Source organism: Ruegeria sp. I3, assembly GCF_056532525.1.
In genome coordinates this window covers 516,418-542,529 of record NZ_JBQFNI010000001.1, presented here as the reverse complement: position 1 = coordinate 542,529, position 26,112 = coordinate 516,418, and the positions used below count along the sequence as shown (strand labels likewise).

Annotated in this window: 25 protein-coding genes; 12 read left to right on the top strand and 13 right to left on the bottom strand. The window is 57.0% G+C overall.

The annotated features are described in order from the left end of the window. Positions 1-57 precede the first annotated feature (57 nt). Genes ACR0L9_RS02825 through ACR0L9_RS02815 form a run of 3 tightly spaced genes read right to left on the bottom strand, consistent with a single transcriptional unit; the run spans position 58 to position 2,455 of the window. The gene (locus tag ACR0L9_RS02825; RefSeq protein ID WP_480894678.1) at positions 58-729 is read right to left on the bottom strand and encodes a CPBP family intramembrane glutamic endopeptidase; all 672 of its coding nucleotides are present in this window, start codon (positions 727-729) and stop codon (positions 58-60) included. After that, positions 726-1,373, bottom strand: a complete 648-nt coding sequence (locus tag ACR0L9_RS02820; RefSeq protein WP_480894676.1) for an aminotransferase class IV family protein — start codon at positions 1,371-1,373, stop codon at positions 726-728. The genes ACR0L9_RS02825 and ACR0L9_RS02820 overlap by 4 nt, the downstream gene beginning before the upstream one ends. Next, entirely contained in the window at positions 1,328-2,455 is a 1,128-nt protein-coding gene (locus tag ACR0L9_RS02815; RefSeq protein WP_480894923.1) for an aminodeoxychorismate synthase component I, read from the bottom strand. The genes ACR0L9_RS02820 and ACR0L9_RS02815 overlap by 46 nt, the downstream gene beginning before the upstream one ends. 177 nt (positions 2,456-2,632) lie before the next feature. Here ACR0L9_RS02815 and carB point away from each other — a divergent pair, with 177 nt between their 5' ends. Both carB and ACR0L9_RS02805 read left to right on the top strand, forming a co-directional pair. Continuing rightward, positions 2,633-5,977: a carbamoyl-phosphate synthase large subunit gene (gene carB, locus ACR0L9_RS02810; protein WP_170625208.1), complete on the top strand. Its 3,345-nt coding sequence runs from the start codon at positions 2,633-2,635 to the stop codon at positions 5,975-5,977. Positions 5,978-6,079: 102 nt separating this feature from the next. Next, positions 6,080-6,490: a VOC family protein gene (locus tag ACR0L9_RS02805; protein WP_170401773.1), complete on the top strand. Its 411-nt coding sequence runs from the start codon at positions 6,080-6,082 to the stop codon at positions 6,488-6,490. Here the strand turns inward: ACR0L9_RS02805 and ACR0L9_RS02800 are convergent, their stop codons facing one another. The 3 genes from ACR0L9_RS02800 to ACR0L9_RS02790 are packed head-to-tail and all read right to left on the bottom strand — an operon-like array spanning position 6,491 to position 11,044. Further along, positions 6,491-9,532 (bottom strand): efflux RND transporter permease subunit, encoded by a 3,042-nt coding sequence (locus ACR0L9_RS02800; protein WP_480894673.1) that lies wholly within the window; start codon positions 9,530-9,532, stop codon positions 6,491-6,493. 10 nt (positions 9,533-9,542) lie between these two features. After that, the gene (locus ACR0L9_RS02795) at positions 9,543-10,580 is read right to left on the bottom strand and encodes an efflux RND transporter periplasmic adaptor subunit (RefSeq protein ID WP_170564087.1); all 1,038 of its coding nucleotides are present in this window, start codon (positions 10,578-10,580) and stop codon (positions 9,543-9,545) included. Further along, complete coding sequence (locus ACR0L9_RS02790; RefSeq protein ID WP_170420601.1) at positions 10,577-11,044, bottom strand: MarR family winged helix-turn-helix transcriptional regulator; 468 nt, start codon at positions 11,042-11,044, stop codon at positions 10,577-10,579. Before ACR0L9_RS02790 ends, ACR0L9_RS02795 begins: the two co-directional genes overlap by 4 nt. A gap of 154 nt (positions 11,045-11,198) precedes the next feature. Between ACR0L9_RS02790 and ACR0L9_RS02785 the strand changes: the two genes are divergently transcribed. Both ACR0L9_RS02785 and ACR0L9_RS02780 read left to right on the top strand, forming a co-directional pair. After that, positions 11,199-12,323, top strand: coding sequence for a beta-ketoacyl-ACP synthase III (locus ACR0L9_RS02785; RefSeq protein WP_480894671.1), 1,125 nt, complete (start codon positions 11,199-11,201; stop codon positions 12,321-12,323). A 157-nt stretch (positions 12,324-12,480) separates the two neighbouring features. After that, positions 12,481-13,080, top strand: coding sequence for a hypothetical protein (locus ACR0L9_RS02780; RefSeq protein ID WP_480894669.1), 600 nt, complete (start codon positions 12,481-12,483; stop codon positions 13,078-13,080). 121 nt (positions 13,081-13,201) lie between these two features. On the opposite strand, the gene ACR0L9_RS02775 is transcribed toward ACR0L9_RS02780, so the two are convergent. Beyond that, positions 13,202-13,663 (bottom strand): hypothetical protein, encoded by a 462-nt coding sequence (locus ACR0L9_RS02775; RefSeq protein WP_170392365.1) that lies wholly within the window; start codon positions 13,661-13,663, stop codon positions 13,202-13,204. Positions 13,664-14,018: 355 nt separating this feature from the next. On the opposite strand from ACR0L9_RS02775, the gene ACR0L9_RS02770 reads away from it, so the two are divergent. Continuing rightward, entirely contained in the window at positions 14,019-14,597 is a 579-nt protein-coding gene (locus ACR0L9_RS02770; RefSeq protein ID WP_170401790.1) for a thymidine kinase, read from the top strand. Here the strand turns inward: ACR0L9_RS02770 and ACR0L9_RS02765 are convergent. From ACR0L9_RS02765 to ACR0L9_RS02745, 5 genes are all read right to left on the bottom strand, one after another. After that, a complete protein-coding gene (locus ACR0L9_RS02765) occupies positions 14,594-15,544 on the bottom strand; it encodes a 2-hydroxyacid dehydrogenase (RefSeq protein ID WP_170594589.1) in 951 nt (316 codons plus the stop codon). The genes ACR0L9_RS02770 and ACR0L9_RS02765 overlap by 4 nt on opposite strands. After that, positions 15,544-15,882: a tRNA-binding protein gene (locus ACR0L9_RS02760; protein WP_170392371.1), complete on the bottom strand. Its 339-nt coding sequence runs from the start codon at positions 15,880-15,882 to the stop codon at positions 15,544-15,546. Before ACR0L9_RS02760 ends, ACR0L9_RS02765 begins: the two co-directional genes overlap by 1 nt. After that, complete coding sequence (gene proC, locus ACR0L9_RS02755) at positions 15,875-16,690, bottom strand: pyrroline-5-carboxylate reductase (RefSeq protein ID WP_480894666.1); 816 nt, start codon at positions 16,688-16,690, stop codon at positions 15,875-15,877. Before proC ends, ACR0L9_RS02760 begins: the two co-directional genes overlap by 8 nt. A gap of 33 nt (positions 16,691-16,723) precedes the next feature. Continuing rightward, a complete protein-coding gene (locus tag ACR0L9_RS02750; RefSeq protein ID WP_010441802.1) occupies positions 16,724-17,224 on the bottom strand; it encodes a type III secretion system chaperone family protein in 501 nt (166 codons plus the stop codon). Between the two features lie 314 nt (positions 17,225-17,538). Further along, positions 17,539-17,787 (bottom strand): accessory factor UbiK family protein, encoded by a 249-nt coding sequence (locus tag ACR0L9_RS02745; protein ID WP_170512483.1) that lies wholly within the window; start codon positions 17,785-17,787, stop codon positions 17,539-17,541. A gap of 97 nt (positions 17,788-17,884) precedes the next feature. Between ACR0L9_RS02745 and lgt the strand changes: the two genes are divergently transcribed. The 4 genes from lgt (at position 17,885) to ACR0L9_RS02725 (ending at position 22,097) form a co-directional block, all read left to right on the top strand. Then, positions 17,885-18,772: a prolipoprotein diacylglyceryl transferase gene (gene lgt / locus ACR0L9_RS02740; protein WP_480894664.1), complete on the top strand. Its 888-nt coding sequence runs from the start codon at positions 17,885-17,887 to the stop codon at positions 18,770-18,772. Further along, positions 18,769-19,836 (top strand): class I SAM-dependent methyltransferase, encoded by a 1,068-nt coding sequence (locus ACR0L9_RS02735; protein ID WP_480894661.1) that lies wholly within the window; start codon positions 18,769-18,771, stop codon positions 19,834-19,836. The genes lgt and ACR0L9_RS02735 overlap by 4 nt, the downstream gene beginning before the upstream one ends. After that, positions 19,833-20,591, top strand: coding sequence for a peptidoglycan editing factor PgeF (gene pgeF / locus ACR0L9_RS02730; RefSeq protein WP_170392381.1), 759 nt, complete (start codon positions 19,833-19,835; stop codon positions 20,589-20,591). The genes ACR0L9_RS02735 and pgeF overlap by 4 nt, the downstream gene beginning before the upstream one ends. Before the next feature lie 723 nt (positions 20,592-21,314). After that, on the top strand, positions 21,315-22,097 hold the full coding sequence (locus ACR0L9_RS02725) for a Hint domain-containing protein (RefSeq protein WP_170392383.1): 783 nt from the start codon (positions 21,315-21,317) through the stop codon (positions 22,095-22,097). A gap of 118 nt (positions 22,098-22,215) precedes the next feature. Here ACR0L9_RS02725 and ACR0L9_RS02720 read toward each other — a convergent pair whose 3' ends face one another. Then, the gene (locus ACR0L9_RS02720) at positions 22,216-22,716 is read right to left on the bottom strand and encodes an Lrp/AsnC family transcriptional regulator (RefSeq protein WP_170392385.1); all 501 of its coding nucleotides are present in this window, start codon (positions 22,714-22,716) and stop codon (positions 22,216-22,218) included. Between the two features lie 227 nt (positions 22,717-22,943). Here ACR0L9_RS02720 and trxB point away from each other — a divergent pair, with 227 nt between their 5' ends. The 3 genes from trxB to ACR0L9_RS02705 all read left to right on the top strand — a co-directional run bounded on the left by trxB (position 22,944) and on the right by ACR0L9_RS02705 (position 26,103). After that, the gene (gene trxB / locus ACR0L9_RS02715) at positions 22,944-23,885 is read left to right on the top strand and encodes a thioredoxin-disulfide reductase (RefSeq protein ID WP_170512491.1); all 942 of its coding nucleotides are present in this window, start codon (positions 22,944-22,946) and stop codon (positions 23,883-23,885) included. 1 nt (position 23,886) lies between these two features. Beyond that, complete coding sequence (locus ACR0L9_RS02710) at positions 23,887-24,345, top strand: RES family NAD+ phosphorylase (protein WP_480894659.1); 459 nt, start codon at positions 23,887-23,889, stop codon at positions 24,343-24,345. Positions 24,346-24,447: 102 nt separating this feature from the next. Then, a complete protein-coding gene (locus ACR0L9_RS02705; protein WP_480894658.1) occupies positions 24,448-26,103 on the top strand; it encodes an adenylate/guanylate cyclase domain-containing protein in 1,656 nt (551 codons plus the stop codon). The last annotated feature ends 9 nt before the right edge of the window (positions 26,104-26,112 follow it).

Here is a 26,112-nt window from a genome sequence, read left to right as displayed (position 1 = left end):
GAATTCGTCGCGCCGATACACCCCGTCAGGCATGGAAAGTCAAGGCGGGTCGCGCCGTCAAAACGGCCTTTGCACGTTGCCCGAGTAGAAATAGACGCCCAGCCCTGCCGCAAAGATAATATTACCGGCAATTGCGTGCAGAAGAACTGCGTAAAAGAATGATCCGCGCTTGCGGTAGGCCCAGGTGAACAGGAGGCCTCCGACGAAAGTCATGATGGCTACGACCCAGCTCCAGTACATGAGGTGCGCAAGCGAAAACAGGCCAGCGTTCAAAAGGTATGCGGCCCGCCCTTCAGGTAGGATCGCGTGATAGCGTCGGAAAAAGAGAGAGCGGAAAAGCAGCTCTTGTGGCAGAGCGGACAACAACGGGTAGCCGATACAGATGAATATCAACATCTCTGGCCGATGCAGCAGCAAAACAAAGGCTGCATCCGGTCGCGCCCACAGCACCAGGGCGGAACAGAAGGTAGCCATGAACAGGGTAAATGCAAAGACTTCGGTCCACGACCAGTTTCGCCAGCCATACCAAAGCTCCGCCCAGGAAAAACCGGGCGTATCCTGCAGCAGCAGTATCCCCAGTCCGGTAAACGCAAAAAGCGAGGGGAACATCCAGTTTGGCGGGAACAATGTCGCGATGGCTATGGGAACCGCCACAAAAAAGAGCACAAACTCAATCCTGAGGCGTGAGTTGGTAACAGGGGTCTCCACCCATTCGGTATTTTTGCTCAAGGTGTCACAAGCTCCGCACGGATCAGCCCCCGAAGGGAATTTCCACAGTGGATAGATTGCGCGTTTTTTAGATCGGTCAAGGTCAGAACGGATTCGGTAACTTCTTTATTATCCAACAATTCCTCGCGCAAAACCCCGGGAAGCAATCCGCATCGCAGTGAGGGCGTCAGTCGTCTACCGTCGGGCATGGTCAGGAACAGGTTCGTGATAGTTCCCTCGCAAAGCTCATCCCGTTCGTTCAAAAACAAAAGCTCATCAACACTTAGCGGCAAGCCCGCCCGCGCCATGTCATAGACGGCCCGTCGGGTCGTTTTGTAACCCAGCCAGATATCCGATGATGATAGTCTCTGTTTGGCCAAATCCACACGCCAGACGGACGGATTGGCAGCCAATTCTCCGGACGTCAGTTCAAATTTGCCATCCGCGTCCAAGGTCAAACGGCAGCGCAATGCAATCTCACCCAAACTCGCATCCAAAATCGTCCAAGCGGCGGTTCGGTCAAAATCAATGCCGAACTTCTGTGCTGTGCGCGCCATGCGGGCCAAATGACGATCAAGCCTGACGAACCCCTGCCCCGGCCTGTAGGCCAAAGTTTCGATCAGACGGAAATCAGGCTCAGTTGGTGGGCGAAGCGGGCTTTCCATAGCGCCTCCTCATATTCCGATGGCGCGGTGCTGTCCCAGACCAGCCCGCCGCCTACGTTAAGGGTCGCCTTGCCACCTTCAACCATGAGGGTCCGGATGGCCACGTTGAATTCCGACCGACCGTCCGGGGCCGCCCAACCGATGGTTCCGCAATAAACATCGCGAGGCCAAGGTTCCAGTTCGGACAGGATCTCCATCGCGCGAATCTTTGGCGCTCCGGTGATTGATCCGCACGGGAACAGGGCGGTCAGAATATCCGAAAGGCCTACGCCAAGGTGTAACTGCGCCTGCACAAGCGAGACCATCTGATGGACAGTCGCATAGGTCTCAACCTTGAACAGCTCGGGTACTTTCACCGATCCGGCCAGCGCGACCCGGCTAATATCGTTGCGCAGCAGATCGACGATCATCAGATTTTCGGCCCGGTTTTTTTCATCCGAAGACAGAAAAGCGCGTCGACGCTCGTCTTCGACCGGGTCCTCACTGCGCGGTTGCGTTCCCTTCATCGGGCGCGTTTCGATCTTGCCCTCGGCGTCGGTTCGGAAAAAAAGTTCCGGCGAACGGCTCAGCAGATCAGGCAGCCCCTCCTGCTCAACCAAGGCGCCGTGGCCGACGGGTTGACCAGCCGCAAGCGCCGCATAAAGCGCGACGCTGTCTCCGGTTACATCGAGATCAATTGGGAAGGTCAGATTTGCCTGATAAATGTCACCCGCACCAATCGCCTCATGCACCGTACGAAAGGCCTGCGTATATCGCGCCTCGTCCCAGCGGGGCTGAAACGCAGTGACACTGCCCGACGCCTTTGGCAGTCCAACGCGATCCGGTGCGTCAAACACACCGAAACACAGTAGCGGCAGGCGTCGTCCTTCTGGCAGCCGGTCTGCCAGACGGGGTTCTAGCACGTAGCCCAGCTCATAACTTGCGTACCCTGCCAGCCAGGCCCCATCCGCGCGCGCCTGATCCAGCGCTGCCAGAGCCTGGGGCACCTCCGCCGCGTTATCCGCGCGGATAATCCGGGACGGACGCTCAAACCGGGTTACGCGCCCAGCTGGTCCTTGATCGAAACGAATACGCAATTGCATCCTCATTTGCCGTGCTGCGCGGTATAGAGAATAGCGCGCCAAGGGAAAGAGGGGAAAGCGGCAATTTCAAACCCGTTTCCGATACCTCTTGCACCTTTTCGCGCGGTCCCTATAACGCAGGACAATTTGGGCGCTGGGGCGGTGCCCTGACTCGCGGACAATTGAAGGGGCCAAGCCATGCCGAGAAGAACCGACATCCAGTCGATCATGATCATCGGGGCAGGCCCCATTGTTATCGGTCAGGCCTGCGAGTTCGACTATTCCGGCGCTCAGGCATGTAAGGCGCTGCGCGAGGAAGGCTATCGGGTCATTCTGGTGAACTCGAACCCTGCAACGATCATGACCGACCCGGGGCTAGCCGATGCGACCTATATCGAGCCGATCACGCCCGAAGTTGTCGCCAAGATCATCGAAAAAGAACGCCCCGATGCCCTACTGCCCACTATGGGCGGACAGACCGGCCTGAACACCTCGCTGGCGCTGGAAGAGATGGGCGTGCTGGATAAGTTCAACGTCGAGATGATCGGCGCCAAGCGAGACGCGATCGAAATGGCCGAAGACCGCGCCCTGTTCCGCGAGGCGATGGATAGGTTGGGCATCGAAAACCCCAAGGCCGAGATCGTGACGGCCCCCAAGGATGAGAACGGCAAGAAAGATCTCGACGCCGGTGTGGCTCTGGCGCTTGAAACCCTCGAAACAGTTGGTCTGCCCGCCATCATCCGCCCCGCCTTTACGCTGGGCGGCACAGGCGGCGGTGTCGCATATAACCGCGAGGATTATATCCATATTTGCCGCTCGGGTATGGATGCGTCCCCCGTCGGTCAGATCCTGATCGATGAAAGTCTTCTGGGGTGGAAAGAATACGAGATGGAGGTGGTGCGCGACACCGCTGACAACGCCATCATCGTGTGTTCCATCGAAAACGTCGACCCGATGGGCGTGCATACCGGTGACTCGATCACCGTGGCCCCTGCCCTGACGCTGACCGACAAAGAATACCAGATCATGCGCAATCACTCGATTGCGGTGCTACGCGAGATCGGCGTGGAAACCGGCGGGTCAAATGTGCAGTGGGCGATCAACCCGGTTGATGGTCGTATGGTCGTGATCGAGATGAACCCGCGTGTGTCCCGCTCTTCTGCGCTGGCCTCGAAGGCGACCGGTTTCCCGATTGCCAAGATCGCCGCAAAACTGGCCGTTGGGTACACGCTGGACGAGCTAGACAATGACATCACCAAGGTCACCCCAGCCTCGTTCGAGCCGACCATAGACTATGTTGTCACCAAGATCCCGAAATTTGCCTTTGAGAAATTCCCCGGTTCCGAACCCTACCTGACCACCGCGATGAAGTCGGTGGGTGAGGCCATGTCCATCGGCCGCACCATTCACGAATCGATGCAAAAGGCTCTGGCCTCGATGGAGTCGGGTCTGACAGGCTTTGATGAGATCGAAATCCCCGGTCTGAACGTCGGAGTCTGGGAAGAAGCCGACGACAAGGCCGCCGTGATCAAGGCGATCAGCCAGCAGACCCCCGATCGTCTGCGCACAATCGCGCAGGCCATGCGTCACGGCCTGACCGACGATGAGATTTTCGGCGTCACCAAGTTCGACCCGTGGTTCCTGGCCCGCATTCGTGAGATCATTGAGGCCGAGCGTCAGGTGCGCAAAGATGGTCTGCCGGTTACCGAGGACGGTATCCGCAAACTGAAAATGCTTGGATTCACCGACGCGCGTCTGGGCAATCTGACCGGCCGTGACGAAGACAACGTCCGCCGCGCCCGCCGCAATCTGGGTGTGAATGCCGTCTTCAAACGCATCGATACCTGCGCTGCGGAATTTGAGGCGCAGACCCCCTATATGTACTCGACCTACGAAGCCCCGATGATGGGTGAGGTCGAATGCGAGGCGCGTCCAAGCGACCGCAAAAAGGTCGTCATCCTAGGCGGTGGCCCGAATAGGATCGGTCAAGGCATCGAATTCGACTACTGCTGCTGTCACGCCTGTTTCGCGCTGACCGAGGCGGGCTACGAAACGATCATGGTCAACTGCAACCCCGAAACGGTCTCAACGGACTATGACACCTCGGACCGTTTGTATTTCGAGCCGCTGACCTTCGAACACGTCATGGAAATCCTTACGAAGGAACAGGAAGCCGGTACGCTGCATGGAGTGATCGTTCAGTTTGGCGGGCAGACCCCGCTGAAACTGGCCAATGCGTTGGAGGCTGAAGGTATCCCGATCCTCGGTACCACGCCCGACGCGATCGACCTCGCCGAAGATCGTGAGCGTTTCCAGGCGCTGGTCAATGAACTGGGCCTGAAGCAGCCGAAGAACGGCATCGCCTCGACCGACGAAAAGGCGCTGGAGATTGCCGAAGAAATCGGCTTCCCGCTGGTCATCCGCCCCTCCTATGTTCTGGGCGGCCGCGCGATGGAAATCGTGCGCGATATGGATCAGCTACGCCGCTACATCAATGAGGCCGTGGTGGTCTCGGGCGATAGCCCGGTTCTTCTGGACAGCTATCTGGCCGGTGCGGTCGAACTGGACGTGGACGCGCTGTGCGACGGTAACGACGTGCATGTTGCAGGCATCATGCAGCACATCGAAGAGGCTGGCGTGCACTCGGGCGACTCGGCCTGTTCGCTGCCGCCTTATTCGCTGTCGAAAGAGATCATCGAACAGATTAAGGATCAGGCGTTCAAGCTGGCCAAGGCGCTGAATGTCGTCGGCCTGATGAACGTGCAGTTCGCCATCAAGGATGACGAGATTTACCTGATTGAGGTCAACCCTCGTGCCAGCCGCACCGTGCCTTTTGTGGCTAAAGCCACTGACAGCGCCATTGCCTCTATCGCTGCGCGTGTAATGGCCGGTGAGAAACTGGCGAACTTCCAGAAACGCCCTCCGTACAAAACGGTCGATGACACCAAAATCGCCGACCAGATGACGCTGGCCGACCCCGACATGCCGTGGTTCTCGGTGAAAGAAGCCGTTTTGCCTTTCGCCCGCTTCCCCGGCGTTGACACCATCCTGGGCCCTGAAATGCGTTCGACCGGAGAGGTCATGGGCTGGGATCGCGACTTCCCGCGCGCTTTCCTGAAAGCACAAATGGGGGCCGGTATGGTGCTGCCCAGCGCAGGTCGTGCGTTTATCTCGATCAAGGATGCGGACAAAGGGCCGGATATGCTCGAAGCAGCGCGTGTTCTGGTTGAGCAAGGCTTTGAGCTTGTTGCGACCCGCGGCACACAAGCCTGGCTGACTGAAGAAAGTGTGCCGTGCGGCGTGGTCAACAAAGTGTACGAAGGCCGCCCGGATGTGACCGACCTGATGAAGGACGGTGGCGTGCAGCTGGTCATGAACTCGACCGAAGGCGCACAGGCGGTGGAAGACAGCCGATCAATCCGGTCGATCGCGCTGTATGACAAGATTCCCTATTACACCACAGCCGCAGCAAGCTATGCCGCCGCGCTGGCGATCAAGGCGCAGGCCGAAGGCGATGTTGAGGTGAAATCGCTGCAGGGCTAAGCCCCGGCAACGATATGAATGAATAGACCCCGGCCTCGGCCGGGGTCTTTTTTCTTCCCCTCCTTGCCCATCGCCCACATGATGGGCGGGGAAGGAGTGCTCATGGACCTCTACACCACATACGGAAGCAACGACCTGCCTCGGGCTATCCGCTTTTATGATGCGATCTTCGCGGTTCTTGGCCAGCCGCGCCTGCCCGGTTGGATTGATGGCTGGGCCGGATGGGGTTCCGACCCCGACAGCGGCACCGGGTTTTGGATCTGCAAACCTTTTGACGGAGCCCCCGCCAGTACCGGCAATGGCACGATGATCGCCTTTCCCGCCAGAAGTGCCGATCAGGTCCGGCGTTTCCATGCCACGGGTTTGAAAAACGGCGGTGCAGATGAAGGCAAACCTGGTGTCCGCCCCCATTACGAGCCCGGATTCTATGTGGCCTATCTGCGCGACCCCGATGGCAACAAGCTATCCTGTTTTTATTACCATTATGATCCAAAGGAGGATTCGGGCGGATGATCAACCAGCAGCCAGACGTCGCTTTTCTTCACGGTTGAAAAACAACATGTAGAAGACAGGTGCGGCAACCATGGTCAGGATCGTGGCAAAGGCCAGACCGCCCATGATTGTGACTGCCATGGACACAAAGAACGCATCCGTCAGAAGCGGTGCCATCCCCAGAATCGTCGTGATCGCCGCCAACATTACCGGGCGCAGACGCGAGACAGAGGCCACAACAATCGCAGGACGCAGGGCTTTACCAGTAGCGCGGACCAGATCGATTTCTTCGACCAGTACAATGCCGTTCTTGATCAGCATGCCTGAGAGACTTAACAGCCCCAATAGCGCTGTGAAGGTGAAGGGCAGACCTGTTCCAAGCAGACCGATAACTACGCCATTTACGGACATCGGGACCAATAGCCAGATAATGACCGGTTGCCGGATTGCATTGAACAGCAATACGGAAATCAACACCATAATCAGCAAGCTCAGCGGCAACTGCCGCCCAAGGCTGGCCTGAGCGTCGCCTGAATCCTCGAACTCGCCCCCCCATTCCATACGATAGCCGATCGGCAGTTCCATCGCTTCAATGGCACTGCGTACTTCGGAGTGGACCTGCGCGGCGGTCATGTCAGGGGGGATGTCCGCGCCAACAGTGATGGTCAACACCCGGTCACGGCGATGAACCAGCGTATTGAGCGCCTTGTAGTCGAAGCCGTCCACCATCTGCTCGATTGGAACGAAACGTTCCGACTGATCGGAGTAAACTACCTGATCGACGATCGAATAGTCTCCATCCGCCGGGCGGCGCAAGATGATCGGGATCTGGCGGTCGCGCTCGCGCAAAACGCCGCCCGTGATGCCATCGGTCGAAAACTGCAACGTAGCCGCAATGTCTTCGCGCGATACGCCTGCTGTTTGGGCGCGCTCCGTGGCATAGATCGGCTGCACGGCCAATTCCTGCTCACGCCAGTCGTGATGCACATGTAGCGCATTCGGAGATGCGGCTGACATGCGCTGTACCGCTTCTTCGGCCAGTTGACGCAGAACAACCGGATCACTACCCGAGAACCGAGCCTGGATTGGATCGCCGCCACCGGGACCAAAAATCAGGCGTTTGGTGCGGAACTCGCCTTCGGGGAACTGGGCTGAACCGAACTCCTCAAGATCGGCTTGCAAGGCAGGAATGTCGTCCAAAGCCTCGGTGCGGATGATCATATGTCCATAGCTTGGGTTTGGCTTCTCGGCAGCGTAGGTCAACATGAACCGCGTGGCACCCTGCCCGACGAATGTGGCAACCGAGACGACGTCATCACGTTCGGCCAGCCAGTCCTCGAATACGGCCATATCTTCCGCCGTGCGGGCGATCGGCGTGCCTTGTGGCAGCTTGTAGTGCACGAAGAACAACGGCGTGTTCGAGTTTGGGAAGAATTGCTGTTTCATCAGTCCAAAGCCCGCAAAACAGACGACTGTGACCCCGATCAACCCGGCCACTACCAGCCATCGGAACCGAAGCGCCCAGTTCAGGATTGCACCGTAGACGCGGAACAGGATGCCGCCATAGGCATCCACCTCACCCTCTTTGCCCTGCTTGAAGAAATAGTGCCCAAGCAAAGGTGTCACCGTGATGGCCAGAACCCAGCTCAGCAGTAGTGAAATGCCGATCACGGCAAATAACGAGAACAGGAATTCCCCGGTCGCGTCAGGACTGAGCCCGATCCCGGCGAAAGCCATGATCCCGATCACCGTCGCGCCCAGAAGTGGGATCTGCGTTTTTGACGCAACCTCTTCCGCAGCATCGCGCGAGGATTTTCCCCGCAACATCGAAATCTGCATTCCTTCGGCTACCACGATGGCGTTGTCGACCAGCATCCCCATGGCGATGATCAGAGCGCCCAGCGAGATCCGTTCCATCTCGATCGAGAACATCGACATGAAGAGCAAAGTACCCACAACGGTCAGCAACAGTGTGGAACCCACGACGATGGCCGCACGCCAGCCCATGAAAATGCCCAGAACCGCGACCACGATGCTGACTGACATGGCGAGGTTCAGCAGGAAGGCGTTCGAGGCCTCATCGACAACAACATGCTGCTGATAGATGGGCAGGATTTCGACACCAAAGGGTATTTCGGAATCCAGTTCGGCCAGTTTGGCATCTGCACGCTGCCCGACTTCGACGATGTTTTCAGTGGCCAGCCCAGCGATACCCAGCGTGAAAGCTTCAGCGCCGTTGAATCGGATCATGATATCGGGATCATTCTGCCGCCCGCGATAGACATCTGACATATCAAACAGATTGATCACCTGCCCCTGCGATCCAACCGACAGGCCGGCGATCGCCGACACGCTGTCCGAGCCCTCGGCCGTCAAGATCGTGGTGCGGTCACTATTGGATCGCAGCGAACCCGAAGCGTTGACCGAGTCTGCGTTTGCGATAGCTTCGTTGATCGCCTGCAGCGGAACGTTCTGATTGACCGAGATCGACAGGTCCGGCTCAATAAAGATCGCCTCATCCGGCAAGCCCTGAACCTCGACATCTGCAACACCGCTTACCGTCAGCAATTCGCGGCGAAGGAAGGTCGCCAGTTCGTGCTTCTCGGCGTCAGAAAACCCTTCTGCCGTAACGGCATAGAACAGGCCGAACACATCCCCGAACCCGTCATTCACATAAGGCGCACCCACGCCCGAAGGCAGACCGCGTGCTGCATCGCGCACCTTGGCGCGCAGACGGGTCCAGATGTCGGGCAACTCACTGCCGTCATAGGTGGATTTAATCTCAACCTCGATCAGCGACTGTCCCGGCTGGTTGACCGAGGTGATGACATCCACCTCGCCCATCTGCTGAATGGCAGATTCCAGCGGTTCTGAAACCTCCAGCGCCACCTGTTCGGCAGTCGCACCGGGATATTGCGTGGCGATCACCGCCTGTTTGATGGTGAAGGCCGGGTCTTCAAGGCGACCTAGCGACGTGAAACCCCAAATGCCGCCGAACAGGGCAATCAGGATGAACAGCCACGTATAGAGAGGCCGGTCGATCGAAGCGCGTGCGATGCTCATGAAACCGCCCTCAGTTCGAGAAGCCGACAAAGCGGCGGACAGTTTGACCATCGGACAATGCACCCCCACCGGCGACGACGATTTCGTCTCCATCCGTCAAGCCGGTGAGTACGCGGACATCGCCGCTCTGCGTAGGTTCAACAGTCACGGGAACCCGGCGGACGGTGCCCTCGTCGGCGCCAGCCGGCGAGAAGACCAAAACGCCCAGCGCGCCGCTGGCATCAGCAACTACCGCCGTTGGCGGGATGATGATCCCGGTGCGTTCATCCTGCACCTGCACCGTGACGGTCACGGAGGAACCGGGAAGAATCTGCAATCCCTCGGGCGGTGTCAAACCGAACTGGATGCGAAAGGTCTGGCCCACGCTTGAGGATTCAGCATCGAATTCCCTTATTTCCAGCGGAAAGATCTCATCGCTGACAGGGAACTTGGCAGTAATCGTGATGTCGTCCTGCTGTCCGGACCGCTGAAATAGGATTTCGGGCACATCCACCTCGATACGCAGTTCAGACATATCGTGAATCCGCACGATCGGAGTACCCGCAGAAACAGTTGTAAACGCCTCAACTGCGCGGCTTGAAACCAGCGCGTCAAACGGAGCGGTCAGCGTCGCATGCTCCAGTTCATATTCTGCATCTCGAACAGCAATCGCAGCCAATTGCGCAGCTGTTTCGGCATCATCGACGGCGACCTGGCTGGCTGCGGTACCACGCAGACGCGACAGGCGGGCGAGTGTTCGATCCGCCTGATCTTTTTGCAAGCGTGTCCGGTCGCGCTGCAGTTCGAACGGTTCCTGATCAAGGCGGGCAATCAACTCACCCTTTGGGATTACAAAGCCTTCGGTCACAGGCATCTCAACGATCTGCCCTGCGACCTGAAACGCCAGATCAACGGTCTGACGAGCGGCGATCCGACCAAAGAATTGGCGCGAAAAGCCGGGAGAGGTTTCGCTTACCTGCATCAGTTTCACAGGCTTGGCAGGCTCTTGCGCCATGGCAGGCGCAGTCAACAAGGACAGTGCGAGGCAAACAGAGGTCAGGAGTTTCATTTCGTCAATCCCTCGGGAATTCCGGTTTTCAGAATGTTGTCACGGATTTTGTGAGCCAGCCGTGCGAACTCGGCGGTTTCTTCGGTGTTCAGACCCGATGCGCTGTGGAAAAGCTCACCCGCCACGGCCACCAGCATATTGCGGGCCTCTTCGCCCTGTTCGGTCAGCACCAAAAGCCAGGCGCGACGGTCTTCGGGATCACGCTGTCGGGTCAGGTGCCCCGCCAGTTCAAGTGCATCGGCGGTCGCCGTAATCGTTGACGGCACTGTCAACATATCTGCGGCCAGCACTCCCATACGTTTGGGCACATCGAGCTTGATTAGCATGTGGCATTCCTGATGGCTCAGGTCTGTTTCGATGCTGTCAAAGCTCTCTTCCAGTTTCCAATAAAGCGCGTAGACCCCCATCATCGCCTGAATCTCAGGGCTGAGGCGTCCTAACCGCATGCTGATATCGTCTGACATGATTCTTTTCCGTGCGAGTCGCGGCGAAATATACTTCGAATTTTGAACTATTCAAGTTATGAAGCGAGGGGCGATGCATTCCCTTGGGTCAACACATCTTGATCAATACGAATAGGGACTGCATTTTGTGCAGATCATGAACTCAGGGCCAGCCATGTACACTCCTGCCATCACCGGGACCGGTGTCTATACACCAGAAAACATCATAACCAACGCCGAACTGGTGGAAGCGTTCAATGCCTATGCCGACCGGATGAACGTCGAAAACGCGGATGCGATTGCAGCGGGCGACATGGAACCGAAGCAGCATTCCTCGGAAGAGTTCATCCTGAAGGCATCAGGGATCGAAAACCGGTATGTGATGGACAAGACCGGTGTTTTGAACCCCGAGATCATGCATCCCGCGCTGCGCCAGCGTAGCGACGACGAGCCTGGGATCATGACCGAGATGGCGGTGGATGCGTGCCTTAAGGCGCTAGCACAAGCGGGGCGCAGCGCCGAGGATGTCGATTTGGTGATCTGCGCCGCTTCGAACCATGAACGTGCTTATCCTGCAATTGCGATCGAGATTCAGCAGGCATTGGGGATCAGCGGATTCGGGTTTGACATGAACGTGGCCTGTTCCTCGGCCACATTCGGCATTCAGGCGGCGGCGGATATGGTGCGCTCGGGCTCGGTCCGGGCGGCGCTGGTCGTCAACCCCGAGATCTGCTCGGGTCATCTTGAGTGGCGCGACCGGGATTGCCATTTCATATTTGGCGATGTCGCGACCGCTACTCTGATCGAGCGGATCGAAGACGCCCAAGGCCCACATTTCGAGATTGTCTCGACCCGGTGCGCAACTGCGTTTTCCAACAATATCCGCAACAACAACGGCTTCCTCCGCCGATCGCGCCCCGATGGCCTGGTGGATCGCCGCGACATGCAGTTCATGCAGAATGGTCGCAAGGTGTTCAAAGAGGTCCTGCCCATGGTCAGCAAACATATCAGTGACCATATGGAGGCAGAGGGCATCAGTAGTGATGATCTAAAACGCCTCTGGCTGCATCAGGCCAACAAAACGATGAACGACTTCATCGGTAAGAAGGTTCTGGGGCGTGAGCCAGAACCGGGTGAGCAACCCAACATTCTGCAAGACTACGCCAATACCTCATCCGCCGGGTCGATTATCGCCTTCTCGAAACACTCAGACGATCTGGATGCGGGCGATGTGGGCCTGATTTGCTCGTTCGGAGCCGGGTATTCGGTGGGTTCCGTGATCGTCAAACGGCATCAATAAGCGCGCGCCTTAACTGCGCTGCTGGAATCGCTGCAAGACCAAACCGCTTTCTCAAGAATTATTCAGACGGGCTCAACGGCTCCTTCATCTCTGACCGACACATCGAAACCCGGATGCCCTGCGCATCCGAGTGATGTAGTTATGGGAGCCCGCTGTTATGGGAAATAATATTCGCTTTGGACTGGCCGCGCTGGTTGCTGCACCTTTCATTGGGGTCATGGCGACCGGCGCGGCAATCGCAGAACCGCAAACCTGTACAGTCAACACCGCGCGTGTTGCCGCCAATGAAGGCGATTTTGACACGCTCTGCGGCTGTTCGCAGGTAACGCGAGGATTTGTATCACATCTGCAAACACGATCTGATTTTGCTTCGATTCTGCAGAACACTTCGGCGCAATGTCCCGGGCTGACCCAGCTATTGAGCGATCTGCCCACAGCATCGATCTCTAACACGAATGCCGGGGAAGATCGCAGCAGCGATCCATCCTCCAACTCGGGTGACGCAAACGGAAGCGGAAGTTCGGACAACAGTGGAGGTAGCCCAGGCAACAGCGGAGGAAACTCTGGCGGCAGTAGTGATCCGGGTGATGGCGGAAACAGTCCAGGCGACGGTGGAGGCAAAGGTGGCCACGGCGGAGGTGACAAACCCGGTAAAGGCGGTGGCAAAGGTGGTCACCACGGGGGTGACAAGCCCGGAAAAGGCGGTGGCAAGGGAGGTGACAAGCCCGGAAAAGGCGGGGGAAAGGGTAAAAAGTAGCCCGAAACCAAGACAGAAATGAAAGGATCTGTGCCTCGCGAGTGGCTCAGGTCCCATTATTGGTCACGAATGGGGACGACTTACCGAGATAGCGCTCTCCCATTTGCCCTGTGCGGGACAGTCAGCTAACGCTTTCCTCTTCCAGATGCAGCTTCATCTCAATCAGCACCTGCTGCAGCATACTGGTTTCTTTCAACAGTCGCTTGGCCTCGTTCACCGTGATGATGCCATCTTCTATCGCCGACTGATATTCCGTCATCAGCATGGCAAACCGCTGGCTCAGCGCAATGACATCGGAATTTACCCCGCCCGTACGTGGGCTGTCCGAGTTTCGTCCATCGTAAGAAAGCGTGATATTCTTCAAATCCGCCAATGCCGCAGTCACGTGCGGATAGGCAGCCGCGTTTTCCAACCGGGCAACAGCATCCACCGGCATGAACCGGTCAGAATGTTCTGCGTTGTCTGAATAGTACCTGCCAAGCGTGGCTTTGGATTTCCCGGTGATCTCGCACGCTGCTTCGATTCCGACATCCTTAACCAATGCTTCGGTATGCTTTTTCAGATAGGCCCCGATATCTGCCATTTTGCTACCCTTGTTACCTGCGCCCTGCCCCCTCTGCCTGTCCATGCTGGGGGAAAGGGTAGGGAAATTTCCCATATTCGATTCATAATTGAAATGGCAATAATTGACTATCCCTCAGATATGCAGGGATTTTGTGAGTGAGTGGCGGCCGTTCGAGCCGGTAAAGAGTGTATGCGGGGCAGGATTTTAGCCTTGCATTGTATAGGCCACTTGTAGGCCGACGACGCCGCTGTCGCGAAGGCGAGGTAATCCATCCCCAAGAGCATTTGCTCAACCTCAGCTGTAGCGATGGTGGCGTCGATTTACCCCCATGAGACGGCTTGCCCAGGCAGCACATGCGAATTAGACCCACGGCATGGCAAAGCTCTATTTCAACTATTCGACTATGAACGCGGGCAAATCGACCGTGTTGCTGCAGGCCTCGCATAACTATCGCGAACGCGGCATGGATACCTACCTGATGACAGCCGCCATTGACGGACGCGCCGGTGAGGGGCGGATCGCATCAAGAATCGGAATCTCGGAACGAGCGGACATGTTTCGTCCCGACGACAATGTGTTTGCCATGATCGAAAACCGCCTGACACAAGGGGGCATCGCCTGCGTATTCATTGATGAAGCCCAGTTTCTTTCGGAAGAGCAGGTCTGGCAACTTGCGCGCGCCGTAGATGATCTGAAGGTCCCAGTGTTGACCTACGGGTTGCGGGTGGATTTTCAGGGTAAACTGTTCCCCGGGTCGGCAGCATTGTTGGCTCTGGCCGATGAGATGCGCGAAGTACGCACCATCTGCGAATGCGGGCGCAAGGCGACGATGGTGATTCGTCAGGATGAAAACGGAAACGCCATCACCGAAGGGGCGCAGGTCCAGATTGGCGGGAACGAGACTTATGTCTCGCTCTGCCGCAAACACTGGCGCGAGGCGGTGGGTTCCTAAACCGGGTTGGGTAACGTTCGCCCGGCCACGAACGCCGCGACATTGTCCAACGCCATGTGACCCATATCGGTGCGTACCTCTTCGGTCGCGGTGCCGAGGTGGGGCAGCAGAGTCACATTTTCCATGTCACACAAGGCCTGCGGCACCTTGGGCTCGAACTCGTAGACATCCAGCCCAGCGCCAGCAATCTGACCCGCATGAAGCGCTTGGATTAAGGCGGCTTCGTCCACAACTTCACCGCGCGCAATGTTTATCACAATGCCCGAGGGCTTCATCGAAGCCAAAATCTGCGCGTTGACCAAGTGTCGTGTTTTAACTCCTCCGGGGACGGCTATGACAAGAAAATCCACTGCCGCAGCCAATGCATTGAGTTCAGGGATGTACTCTGCTTGGAAGTCCAGCTGTTTTGGACCGCGTGATTGATAGGCGACGGCCATTTCAAATCCGAAATGACACCTCCGAGCAATAGCCTGTCCTATGCGGCCCATTCCAACGATGCCCACCTTTTTGCCGGTCACGTGGTGGCCCAGCATCTGTGTAGGATGCCACCCCTGCCACTGGCCTGACCTGACCAACCTTTCCCCCTCACCTGAACGGCGGGCCGTAGTGAGCAAAAGTGTCATGGCAATATCGGCGGTGGCATCGGTGACGGCACCCGGCGTGTTGGTAACCGCGACTCCGGCAGCATGTGCGGCGTCCACGTCGATATGATTGTAACCAACGCCAAAATTTGCCAGCAGTTTACAGCGAGGCTCTGGCACCTTAGCAAAGATCTCTGCCGAAAACTGATCGCCCAACGTTGGGACCACAACGTCAAACTCAGTCAGCGCCCGCAACATTTCTTCATGCGTCATAGGCGTGGTTTCACTGCGGAATTCCACATCGAATTCGGCACGGGCGCGCACTTGGACAGCCGAAGTCATCGGTCGGGCAATCAGCAGTTTCATCAATGCATCCTTCCACCGATGGGCACAGCGCCATCGGGGCCTATCAACACGATCTCACCGTTTTCGTCAGGAAGACCCAACACCAATACCTCGGACATGAATTTACCGATTTGGCGCGGGGGAAAGTTGACCACGGCCATCACCTGCTTGCCCACCAGCGTCGCCGGATCGTAGTGCGCGGTGATCTGGGCTGAAGTTTTGCGCTCACCGATCTCATCGCCAAAATCGACCCACAGCTTGATCGCGGGCTTGCGGGCCTCCGGGTACGGCTCGGCGCGTATCACCTCACCTACACGAATGTCGACTTTGAGAAATTCGTCGAATGAAATCTCACTCACGAGACAACTCCTTAGATCGGTCGGTTGCAGCTTTGACGGCACGATGTAGCAGGTCTGGGAAACCCTCTTCTTCATGCATCAACACCTCCAGTGCGGCCTGAGTGGTGCCGTTGGGAGAGGTGACGTTGACCCGCAATTGAGACGGATGCTCGTCAGCGGCCATCGCCAACGCCCCTGCCCCAGCGACGGTTGATTTGGCTAGCTTCATCGCCAGTTCCGGCGGTAAGCCGTGCGCTTCGCCAGCTTGCGCCAGTGTTTCGATCAGGTGGAATACATAGGCCGGGCCCGAACCGCTGACCCCGGTGACGGCATCCATCTGCGTCTCATCATCCAATCGAACCGTCTCACCAATGGCCGAAAGCAGGTCTTCAGCCAGTAGGATATCCGCGTCCGAGGTGTTGGCATTCCCAATCAGCGCCGTGATCCCCTGCCGAACCGCCGCAGGCGTATTTGGCATCGCACGGATGATCGGCGTATCTGCCCCAAAGACGTTCTCGAAAGTGGCCAGCGACGTACCCGCTGCGACCGATATGAAAAGACTGTCACCATTGCCCAGCGCTTGAATGGCTGGCAGGGCTTCGCCCATCATCTGTGGTTTGACCGCTACGAGTACAACTGCGGGTGCCTCGGGGAGAGGAGTGTTGATGTTGACGCCCTGCGCCTTCAGCCAATCCGAGGGGTAAGGATCAATCACCCAAACAGATGCTGCGGGCAGGCCATGTTCCAACCAACCCGCAAGCATTGCTGAACCCATCTTGCCGCATCCCAAAAGCACAAGCCCCTGTTCTGCAACTCGCGAGATATCCATGATTGCCCCTCCCCTATGGTTCGGGGCAAAGCTTTACGCGCGGCCGTAGGCCTCTGCAATGGCGACTTGCATCGCCTCTTCGGGGTCTCGGTTTCCCCAGGTCACCAGTTGGATCGCGGGGTAATAGCGCTCGGCGCTCAGTACCGCCGCGGTGATCATGGTATCGATCTGTTCCGGGCTGGCCGTCTGACCACCGGCCAGCACCAAGCCATAGCGATAGACCATCAATTTCTGATTGGCCCAGTAGGTAAACGCCCCGGCCCAACACTGATCATTCATCTTGTTCAGTAGTTCATAAAGCTCGGTTTCGCGCTCGGCCGGAGGCTCCATCTCAAAGGAACACACCATGCGGAGCGTTTCATCGTAATTCGACCAGGCCAAAGTTATCGAATATGTGCGCCACTGTCCTTCGACAGCCATCGCAATCTGATCATCCCCGATCCGGTCAAAATCCCAGTCGTGATGTTCTGCAAGATGTTCAACAATGTCGATCGGATGAAGGTCTTCTTCGAGATACTGCTCGGAAAGGGCCATAATGCCACCTCACTAATCTCTAGCATTTTGGGGCTGGCAGCGCCCCAGCGCTAGTTGCCTGCTCTACAAGCCGGGCTTCCCCAGTCTGCCTGTACTAAATATGGTGCGATGTGAGCACAGCTCTGGCAACCCTATTTATTGGGGATAACAGCAATAAGTTGTGGACAGTTGGCAACGCCGATCAAAATATTGGCGTTGGATGCAGCTTTGTCTTGATAAATTTCTGCAGAGCGGCAAAATGCACGACACTGCACAATCCAAGTTCGGATTGCGCGGCGGATGCTTTTACTCAAAATCTTAAATTCCTGCGGACGCTACTTGTCCAGCTTCGCCTCGAGCGCGGCAATTCGCTGTTCAAGTGCACCGTTCTCTTCGCGCGCTTTCTGCGCCATGGCACGCACAGCATCAAATTCTTCACGGGTTACGAAATCCCGGTCGGCCAGCCAGCGGTCCATCATGGATTTCATCGCATTCTCGGCCTCTTCTCGTGCCCCCTGCGCCACACCCATGGCATTGGTCATCAGTTGAGACATATCGTCCAGAATCTTGTTACGGGTTTGCATGGGCTTTCTCCGATTTCGCGATTGCTCTCTATATGGGTAAAGATTGGCCCGGGCTCAAGGTTGACTTGCCACGCAAACCCCGGGCAATGAGACGCACATGCAGGCTGTTTTGAATTTCCCCGATCTGTCACCCGAAATTTTCTCGATCTCTCTGTTCGGGATGGAGTTTGCGCTCAGGTGGTATGCGCTGGCCTATATCGTCGGCATCCTGATTGCTTGGCGCATGGCGCTGATGGCGCTTAGGCGGCCTGTGCTTTGGGCTGATGACACACCACCGATGCAACCCGATCAGCTTGAGGATTTGGTCACCTGGATCATACTGGGTGTAATTCTTGGTGGTCGATTGGGGTTCGTCCTTTTCTATCAACCCGCATATTATTTTGCGTATCCACTGGAAATTCTGATGGTTTGGCAGGGTGGCATGGCCTTCCATGGCGGCCTGTTAGGCGTGGTGATCGCCACGTATCTGTTCGGCAGGCGCCACGCTACACCGATTCTTTCGCTGGGTGATCTGGTTGCCTACACAGTGCCGCCTGGGTTGTTGCTGGGACGATTGGCGAATTTCACCAATGCCGAGCTTTGGGGTCGACCCAGCGAATTGCCATGGGCGGTGATCTTTCCCGGAACTGCGGCCCAGGATTGCCCCGGCGTTGTTGCGGGGATGTGCGCCCGCCACCCTTCGCAACTGTATGAGGCAGCACTTGAGGGTCTGATCCTCGGGGCGATTCTGATATGGCTGGCCTACCGGCGCGGCGCGTTTCAAAAACCAGGTCTGGTTATGGGCGTATTTCTGGCTGGCTACGGCGCATCGCGGTTTTTTGTCGAATTCTTCCGCCAACCCGATGCGCAATTTGTATCGCCCGGGAATCCGCTAGGGCTGGCGTGGCATGTTGGCGGATATGGATTGACGATGGGGCAACTCTTGTCGCTACCAATGATTGCACTTGGCTTTTGGTTCGCAATTCGGGCACAACGCAGATCATGAACCTGAAGGATCGTCTGCTCCTGCGCATCCAGAATGATGGCCCTATGACCATCGCCGACTACATGACCGAGTGCCTTATGCACCCGGAACTTGGGTACTACACAACCCGCGATCCGCTGGGCGCTCAAGGCGATTTCATTACAGCGCCTGAAATCAGTCAGATGTTCGGAGAGCTTATAGGACTGTGTCTGGCGCAATGCTGGCTGGTACAAGGCAAACCCGAAAAGTTTGTTCTGGCCGAGCTTGGCCCTGGTCGTGGCACCCTGATGGCAGACATCCTGCGCGCCACTCAAAGTGTGCCTGGCTTTCACAAAGCGGCCAAGATCGCATTGCTCGAAGCTTCACCTGTATTGCGCGACGTACAAGCCAAGGCACTGCAAGGGTATGAACCTCAGTGGATCGAGGCAATTTCTGATCTTGAATATCTTCCTCTGTTTCTGGTGGCAAACGAGTTCTTTGATGCCCTGCCCATCCGCCAGTTCCTGCGCGAAGGCGAAGGTTGGCGCGAGAGGTTAGTTGGCAAAAATGGTGCATCGCTTGCGTTCGGTCTTGGTGCGCAATCGGCACAAGCTGCGCTCAGCGAACGTGTCGAGGATACGCAGGACGGAGATCTGGTAGAACTGTGCGCTACTGCCAGTTCCATTATGTACTCTGTTGCCGGGCAGATCGCTCGTAACGGCGGAGCCGCGCTGATCATCGATTATGGTGACTGGCGCTCGCTTGGCGACACATTGCAGGCGTTGCAAGCTCATGAACGTGTCGATCCCCTGGATCAGCCCGGTCAGGCGGATCTGACCACACATGTCGACTTTGAGGTCTTGGCGAAGGCGTCTCATGCTTCGGGCTGCGCATATACAAAACTGACCCCGCAGGGGGTGTTTCTTGAACGGCTCGGGATCACTGCGCGCGCGCAATCGCTTGCCGCCCCTCTCAGCGGGTCACAGCTTGAGACGCTGGTCACTGCACATCGACGGTTGACGCACCCCGACGAAATGGGAAACCTGTTCAAAGTACTGGGCCTTTATCCGCCAAACGCCACGCCGCCACCGGGACTGGAACCATGACACTGGAAATCATTACCTCAGACATGCTGTCCCCCGTACGACACGGGTTCTTCAGCCGCCGCGGTGGCGCATCTTCTGGTATCTTCGAAGGACTCAACTGCGGAACCGGGTCGACAGATTTGACTGAGGCCGTAGCTTTGAACCGTCGGCGCGTCGCCGATGCGATGGAAGTGGCACCTGAGGCGATGATCGGTGTGCATCAAGTGCATTCGCCGACCGTGATTGCAGTCGATGGGCCGATGACGGGTGACAAACCTAAAGCTGACGCGGTTGTCACATCAACGCCGGGTTTGGCGCTTACAATATTAACCGCTGATTGTCAGCCGGTGCTGTTCGCGGATCCTGACGCAAATGTGATCGGGGCCGCACATGCAGGTTGGCGCGGCGCGTTGGATGGTGTGCTGGAATCAACACTGGACGCGATGGAAGCGCTCGGAGCCAACCGGGATAACACAGTTGCCGTAATCGGCCCCACGATTTCACAACGCGCTTACGAGGTCGGCTCAGAGTTTCTGGACGACTTCCTTGCTGACACGCCAGAGAACGCGCGTTTTTTTGCAAATGGCAAAGGTGACCGGATGCATTTCGACCTGCCCGCCTTTGGCCTGCATCGTCTGCGCGAAGCTGGTATCGGCCAGGCCGAGTGGGTCCGTCACTGCACCTATTCCGACCCCGACAGGTTTTATTCCTACCGGCGTTCGACCCATGCCAAAGAGGCCGACTACGGCAGATTGATTTCCGCTATCAGGTTGTAAATCTGGCCCAGATTAAGGCAGCTTTGCCCAGTTTCTGCCACATTTCTTGTGTTTATCAGAGTCAGAATCGTCTCAAATTTTCGCCAATGCACAGACGGTTACCCCAAGTGGGGTCGTCATGGCATGGGCGGAAGCAACTAAGAGGTACCTGTAACCTTCAATTTGTCCTCAATTCAACCCGGATCAGCCTTATAGGCGCCGCAAATCAGCGTCACATTGGCTTCATAAACGGGAACAGGGCGACCGCCCTATCGAAGCAGGACAATGGATATGAAATCGAAATCACGCTTTCTCAGCGCCGTTTTTGCGGCTGTCAGGGATCAAGAACCAGAAATGCCCTGGAAGCGGGTTTCAAGTCACTCAGTCAGAGTTGCACGCCGTTTGGCGGCGCGACGCTGACACAGCAACCCCAAAAGACCAGCTGCCGGTCTCGGAGGGCAAACGCATACCGGATGAAGCTCCGGTTCGGTGTGTGGGGTCGCAATCAGGACTGCGACCAGGGTTCGGAGCGTGTGTGTGCAGGCAATTGCAGCCTGCGGTTTACGAGTTTGTCTGGGGGGTCAAGAACTTGACCAAAACACTGGTGTTTTCTGATGCGGCGCTGTGCATTCGCGGCGACCGGCCTGTGTTTACCCATCTGATTACAGACAAAGAACAAGGTCGTCCGGCGATATTGCACGGGGGTTCAAGCCGTCGGACGGAATTTAGAGGGGACGGAATACCATGACTATTCCAAATTCTCTGGCCCGCGCTGCCAGAAACGCGGTCGAGACGTCAGCGCTATTGCGCGATGCGCCTCGTCCCGCGACAAAACAAAAAGCACAGCTTCGACGCTATGAAGTGTGCAGTCTGCTGAAAAACGGGGATATTTCACAGACACGCCATATCGCGCCAGCTTTGCCGATGTTTGAAGATGCATTTTGTGCGTTCACGCGCGGATCGTTGGTCGAGACGCCGCAAGGCCAGATGGCGATCGAAGATCTGCTGCCGGGTGATGATGTCCTCACTCAGGACGGATCATCGGAAACCGTGCTTTGGAAAGGGTCTGTCACGCTGATACCCGGACGCGAGGATACGCGCGGGCGAACCCGGCCGCTGACACGGATCATGGCCGACACGTTCGGGATGCAAAAACCGATGTCGGGCGTCATCACGGGCCCCGCCGCACGTCTGCTGGGTACGCCTACGCACATGCGTCATTTGAACGGCGGGCAGCCCATGCTGACACCCGTCAGTGAGTTTCAGGATGGAATGGGTATCATTGAGACGCTGCCACCGACTCCGGTCGAGCTGTTTCATATCTGTGTCGCCCGACATTCCGTGATTCGGGTCGATGGCCTGCAATTCGAGACCTATCATCCGGGCATCAACGCAGTCCGAATGATCAGTCACTCTTTGCGTTCGATCTATTTGAATCTATTCTCACATATCGAATCGTTGAATGATTTTGGGCCGTTGCTCTTGCCAAGAGCCGGAGATGGTGAAATTGACGCTATGACAGCGTGAACTGGTTAACTATTACTGCAAGCGTGGGGCATTATGCAGATTTTACTCAGTTGGGTTTTAACCCTTGCACTGGCAGCGATGCTGCCACCCTGTCCTGTGGATCAAACAAGAAGTAGGTTCAGGCCGTCCGGTTCATCCGGTCTTCCAGTACGTCAAATGGTACGCCTGGCTCGTCTTTTGCGCCTCGGATAACAAGCGAAGTCTTGACGCTGGCCACGTTTGGCGTGGTCAGCAACTCGCCTGTCAGAAATTGCTGAAAACTGCTGAGATCCGGTGCGACGCATTTCAGGATGAAATCAACCTCGCCATTCAGCATGTGGCATTCGCGAACCAATGGCCATTCCCGACACCGGTCTTCAAAAGCGCTGAGTTCGGATTCAGCCTGACTTTCAAGTCCGACCATGGCAAAGACCTGCACTTCGAACCCAAGCTCGCGGGCGTTCACCTCGGCATGATAGCCGCGAATGTACCCCGAATCTTCCAGCGTCCGCACCCGTCGCAGGCAAGGAGGAGCGGATATTCCTACGCGCTTGGCAAGCTCAACATTGGTCATACGGCCATCGGCCTGCAGTTCCGCAAGAATTTTGCGGTCGATTTCATCCAACCGGGTCGTGACCATCGAATGCTCCTGAGTTTTTCAGTTGTTATATCAGCAGCCCCGGGAGGCGCAATAATATTTCACAGCCACGCAATTTTCGTTATTTCAGATACATAATTGGCCGCAAAGCCAATCATTAGGCACATCACGGACCTGCAATATGAAGGGGCTTTAAGCCCTGCCTTGCGGTCGCTATATCGATCCGCACCGGACAACACGTCCGCCGAGGCAGTTTGAGTGAGGATACCATGGCCGAAACACGACACACCAAGGTTCTGATCATCGGGTCGGGACCTGCTGGATACACCGCGGGCGTTTATGCAAGCCGGGCCATGTTGGAACCGATCCTGGTGCAGGGTATCGAACCCGGTGGACAACTGACCACCACAACCGAGGTGGAAAACTGGCCGGGTGATACCGAGGTTCAGGGGCCAGACCTGATGGTTCGGATGCAGGATCACGCCAAGGCAATGGGATGCGAAGTGATCGGCGATATCATCAGCGATCTCGATCTAAGCCAGCGTCCCTTCACAGCCAAAGGCGACAGTGGCACCGTCTACACCGCCGACGCGGTGATTCTGGCAACGGGCGCACGAGCCAAGTGGTTAGGCATTCCCTCGGAAGAGAAATTCAAAGGGTTTGGCGTATCAGCCTGTGCCACCTGTGACGGCTTCTTCTATCGCGGTCAGGAAATCGTTGTGATCGGCGGCGGAAATACTGCCGTGGAAGAAGCGCTGTTCCTGACCAACTTCGCAAGCAAAGTCACTCTGATCCACCGCCGCGATGAGTTGCGAGCTGAAAAGATCCTTCAGGATCGGCTGTTCAAGAACGAAAAGATCGAGCCGCTTTGGTTTCACGAACTGGATGAGGTGATCGGAACCGATGCCCCGCTGGGTGTGGAAGGCGTCAAGGTCAAGAATGTAAAGACCGGCGAAATCACGGAGATTCCGTGCAAAGGCGTATTTGTCGCTATCGGCCACGCTCCGGCAAATGAGCTGGTCAAAGATACGCTGGAAACCCACATGGGTGGCTACGTCGTGACCAAGCCGGGCACGACGCAAACTTCGGTTCCGGGAGTTTTCGCTGCCGGAGACCTGACCGACCACGTATACCGTCAGGCTGTGACAAGCGCCGGTATGGGCTGCATGGCCGCCCTGGATGCAGAACGATTCTTGGCGGAGAACGACTAAGATGATCACAGAATTCTCCGGCCTCGTCTGGAGAATTCTGTTCCGCACCCAATCGGGTGACCCGCTCTCATCGGCCCGTGCCCCCGAAGGACGGTTTCATCATTCTGGCCAATTCGCGCTTTATGCGTCGCTTAGCGCTGAAGGGGCCGGGATCGCCATTCGGCGCTATGTCTCGCAGTGCGACCCTCCACGGACGATCCATCGCTTGAAGATATCCAAGGCGCAAGTATTGGATTTGCGAGGGCAACCTTCTGCCTCGATCGTCTGGCAAGACATGCGGGCAACCGGCATACTCTCTCCAACATGGCGATTTTCGGACAAGGCCCGCACATACGGCGCGGATGGGCTGCTATATAGTTCGCGCTCGCGCCCTGAACTGAGCCATCTGGTATTGTTCAACGCAGAACACCAGATAATACAAACCGCAGGCGCCCCCTGCGACTGGTTCCCCGAAAGGTGACCGCGCCTATCTTGACCGGCACCCGGCACCGTATCAGGATCAACCGCAGTAACGCGAAGAACAGGTGAGCTTTTGGAAAACGTTCTTTGGCGCGGCGGATGGATGAGCCGGCTCAGAATCGCAAGCGGCCTCGTGCTGTTTGTCTTTGCGTTCTTTCATTTCATCAATATCGGCCTTGGTCTGTTTCACACTGATTTGCTGCACGGGATGCAGGGCGGACGTAAAGCTGTCAGCCGTAATGAGATCGGCAGCGTCGTGATATATGGCGCATTGCTGCTGCACATGGGACTGGCGCTTGTCTCACTCGCGCAGCGCCGCACGCTCAGAATGCCTTCCAGCGTCGCGCTTCAGGTTATTCTTGGATTGTTGATCCCGCTGCAGCTTATCTCACATCTGGTTCAGACCCGATACGCGCATGAGATTTTAGGGGTGAATGATGAAATGGGTTACATCATCATTCTGATGTGGCCCAGCACCGCGATCTGGTTTCAAAGTCTATTGCTTCTGTTGGTGTGGGTCCACGGATGTATAGGGCTACATATGTGGTTACGGTTGACCACATGGTGGCGCGCGATGGTTCCATATCTGATCGGTCTCGCCGTCTTTGTACCGGGCTTCGCCTTCGCGGGCCTTCTGACCGAGGGGCGGCGTATCTGGGCCGATTTTGCCGACCCCGATCTACGAGAACAGTATGTCGAATACTATAACTGGCCTTCGCAAGAAGAGTTTCAGTCTTTGTTTTCCGTCACAGACTATACGCAGTGGGTATTCTGGGCCGCGCTTGCACTAACAGGCTTGGTCTATCTCGGGCGCAAGCTTTGGCGGCGGCGGCATTCGGTGCGGGTGCGCTATGTCAACGGTCCAGAAGTTGTTTCGGAGAAAGGCATGACCCTTTTGGAGATGTCGCGCGCAAACGGCATCCCACATACCGCGCTGTGTGGCGGCAAGGGGCGCTGCACGACCTGTCGCGTTGTGGTTGAAGATGGCGCCGATCAGTTGCACCCACCAACCGAAGTTGAAGCCCGCAGCCTGAAAGCGATCAGCGCGCCAGAGGGGACCCGCCTGGCCTGCCAGATGCGGCCGTCCGACCCGCTCACGGTGTTTCGTGTTTTCCGCCCTGACGGCGCGCGTGATCGTGCGCATGCGAGCCAAGGGCAAGAACGGCAACTGGCGGTTCTGTTTCTGGACATGCGCGGGTTCACCGCCCGCACAACGGGGCAATTGCCGTATGATATCGTGTTTCTGTTGAATCGTTTCTTCGACGCAATTGTCCCGGCAATCACGGCGCAAGGCGGGGTTGTTGACAAATACATGGGCGATGGGTTGCTGGCGATGTTTGAAACAGCTAACGCCGCAAGTTCGGCAAGCGCCGGTCTAAGGGCGGCGGCTGGGATCGGGCAGGCATTGGAGCGTTTCAATCAACAGCTTGAAGCAGAAGGCAGCCAGCCCGTACGTATCGGCATGGGCCTGCACCTAGGTGATCTTGTGTTGGGCGAAATTGGTGCAGCTAAACACGCGCCGCGCACCATCATAGGAGACGCGGTAAATGTTGCCAGCCGTTTGGAGGCTGAAACCAAAGCGTTGGGGGTCGAACTCCTTGTATCGGACAAGGTTTTGGACGCGGCTGGATTACAATGTGATCCCCGCGATCTGCGGGAATTCAGCCTGCGCGGTGTCTCTGAACCTGTCCCCGCCCTGCCCGTCAGGCACGCAGCCGACCTTGAGTCGCAAACCTCACCACTGGAACAGATTGCCTGAGAATGCGCC

What these genes read in the sequence shown, in the direction of transcription:
- ACR0L9_RS02785 (WP_480894671.1), top strand. Translation starts at nt 11,199, where the DNA reads ATGTACACTCCTGCCATCACCGGGACCGGTGTCTATACACCAGAAAAC.
- pgeF (WP_170392381.1), top strand. Translation starts at nt 19,833, where the DNA reads ATGACACTGGAAATCATTACCTCAGACATGCTGTCCCCCGTACGACAC.
- ACR0L9_RS02800 (WP_480894673.1), bottom strand. Translation starts at nt 9,532, where the DNA reads ATGAGCATCGCACGCGCTTCGATCGACCGGCCTCTCTATACGTGGCTG.
- ACR0L9_RS02735 (WP_480894661.1), top strand. Translation starts at nt 18,769, where the DNA reads ATGAACCTGAAGGATCGTCTGCTCCTGCGCATCCAGAATGATGGCCCT.
- ACR0L9_RS02745 (WP_170512483.1), bottom strand. Translation starts at nt 17,787, where the DNA reads ATGCAAACCCGTAACAAGATTCTGGACGATATGTCTCAACTGATGACC.
- ACR0L9_RS02725 (WP_170392383.1), top strand. Translation starts at nt 21,315, where the DNA reads ATGACTATTCCAAATTCTCTGGCCCGCGCTGCCAGAAACGCGGTCGAG.
- ACR0L9_RS02790 (WP_170420601.1), bottom strand. Translation starts at nt 11,044, where the DNA reads ATGTCAGACGATATCAGCATGCGGTTAGGACGCCTCAGCCCTGAGATT.
- ACR0L9_RS02765 (WP_170594589.1), bottom strand. Translation starts at nt 15,544, where the DNA reads ATGAAACTGCTGATTGCCCGACCGATGACTTCGGCTGTCCAAGTGCGC.
- ACR0L9_RS02720 (WP_170392385.1), bottom strand. Translation starts at nt 22,716, where the DNA reads ATGGTCACGACCCGGTTGGATGAAATCGACCGCAAAATTCTTGCGGAA.
- ACR0L9_RS02710 (WP_480894659.1), top strand. Translation starts at nt 23,887, where the DNA reads ATGATCACAGAATTCTCCGGCCTCGTCTGGAGAATTCTGTTCCGCACC.
- ACR0L9_RS02750 (WP_010441802.1), bottom strand. Translation starts at nt 17,224, where the DNA reads ATGGCCCTTTCCGAGCAGTATCTCGAAGAAGACCTTCATCCGATCGAC.
- ACR0L9_RS02795 (WP_170564087.1), bottom strand. Translation starts at nt 10,580, where the DNA reads ATGAAACTCCTGACCTCTGTTTGCCTCGCACTGTCCTTGTTGACTGCG.
- ACR0L9_RS02705 (WP_480894658.1), top strand. Translation starts at nt 24,448, where the DNA reads ATGAGCCGGCTCAGAATCGCAAGCGGCCTCGTGCTGTTTGTCTTTGCG.
- proC (WP_480894666.1), bottom strand. Translation starts at nt 16,690, where the DNA reads ATGGATATCTCGCGAGTTGCAGAACAGGGGCTTGTGCTTTTGGGATGC.
- trxB (WP_170512491.1), top strand. Translation starts at nt 22,944, where the DNA reads ATGGCCGAAACACGACACACCAAGGTTCTGATCATCGGGTCGGGACCT.
- ACR0L9_RS02780 (WP_480894669.1), top strand. Translation starts at nt 12,481, where the DNA reads ATGGGAAATAATATTCGCTTTGGACTGGCCGCGCTGGTTGCTGCACCT.
- ACR0L9_RS02815 (WP_480894923.1), bottom strand. Translation starts at nt 2,455, where the DNA reads ATGCAATTGCGTATTCGTTTCGATCAAGGACCAGCTGGGCGCGTAACC.
- ACR0L9_RS02820 (WP_480894676.1), bottom strand. Translation starts at nt 1,373, where the DNA reads ATGGAAAGCCCGCTTCGCCCACCAACTGAGCCTGATTTCCGTCTGATC.
- lgt (WP_480894664.1), top strand. Translation starts at nt 17,885, where the DNA reads ATGCAGGCTGTTTTGAATTTCCCCGATCTGTCACCCGAAATTTTCTCG.
- ACR0L9_RS02770 (WP_170401790.1), top strand. Translation starts at nt 14,019, where the DNA reads ATGGCAAAGCTCTATTTCAACTATTCGACTATGAACGCGGGCAAATCG.
- ACR0L9_RS02775 (WP_170392365.1), bottom strand. Translation starts at nt 13,663, where the DNA reads ATGGCAGATATCGGGGCCTATCTGAAAAAGCATACCGAAGCATTGGTT.
- carB (WP_170625208.1), top strand. Translation starts at nt 2,633, where the DNA reads ATGCCGAGAAGAACCGACATCCAGTCGATCATGATCATCGGGGCAGGC.
- ACR0L9_RS02805 (WP_170401773.1), top strand. Translation starts at nt 6,080, where the DNA reads ATGGACCTCTACACCACATACGGAAGCAACGACCTGCCTCGGGCTATC.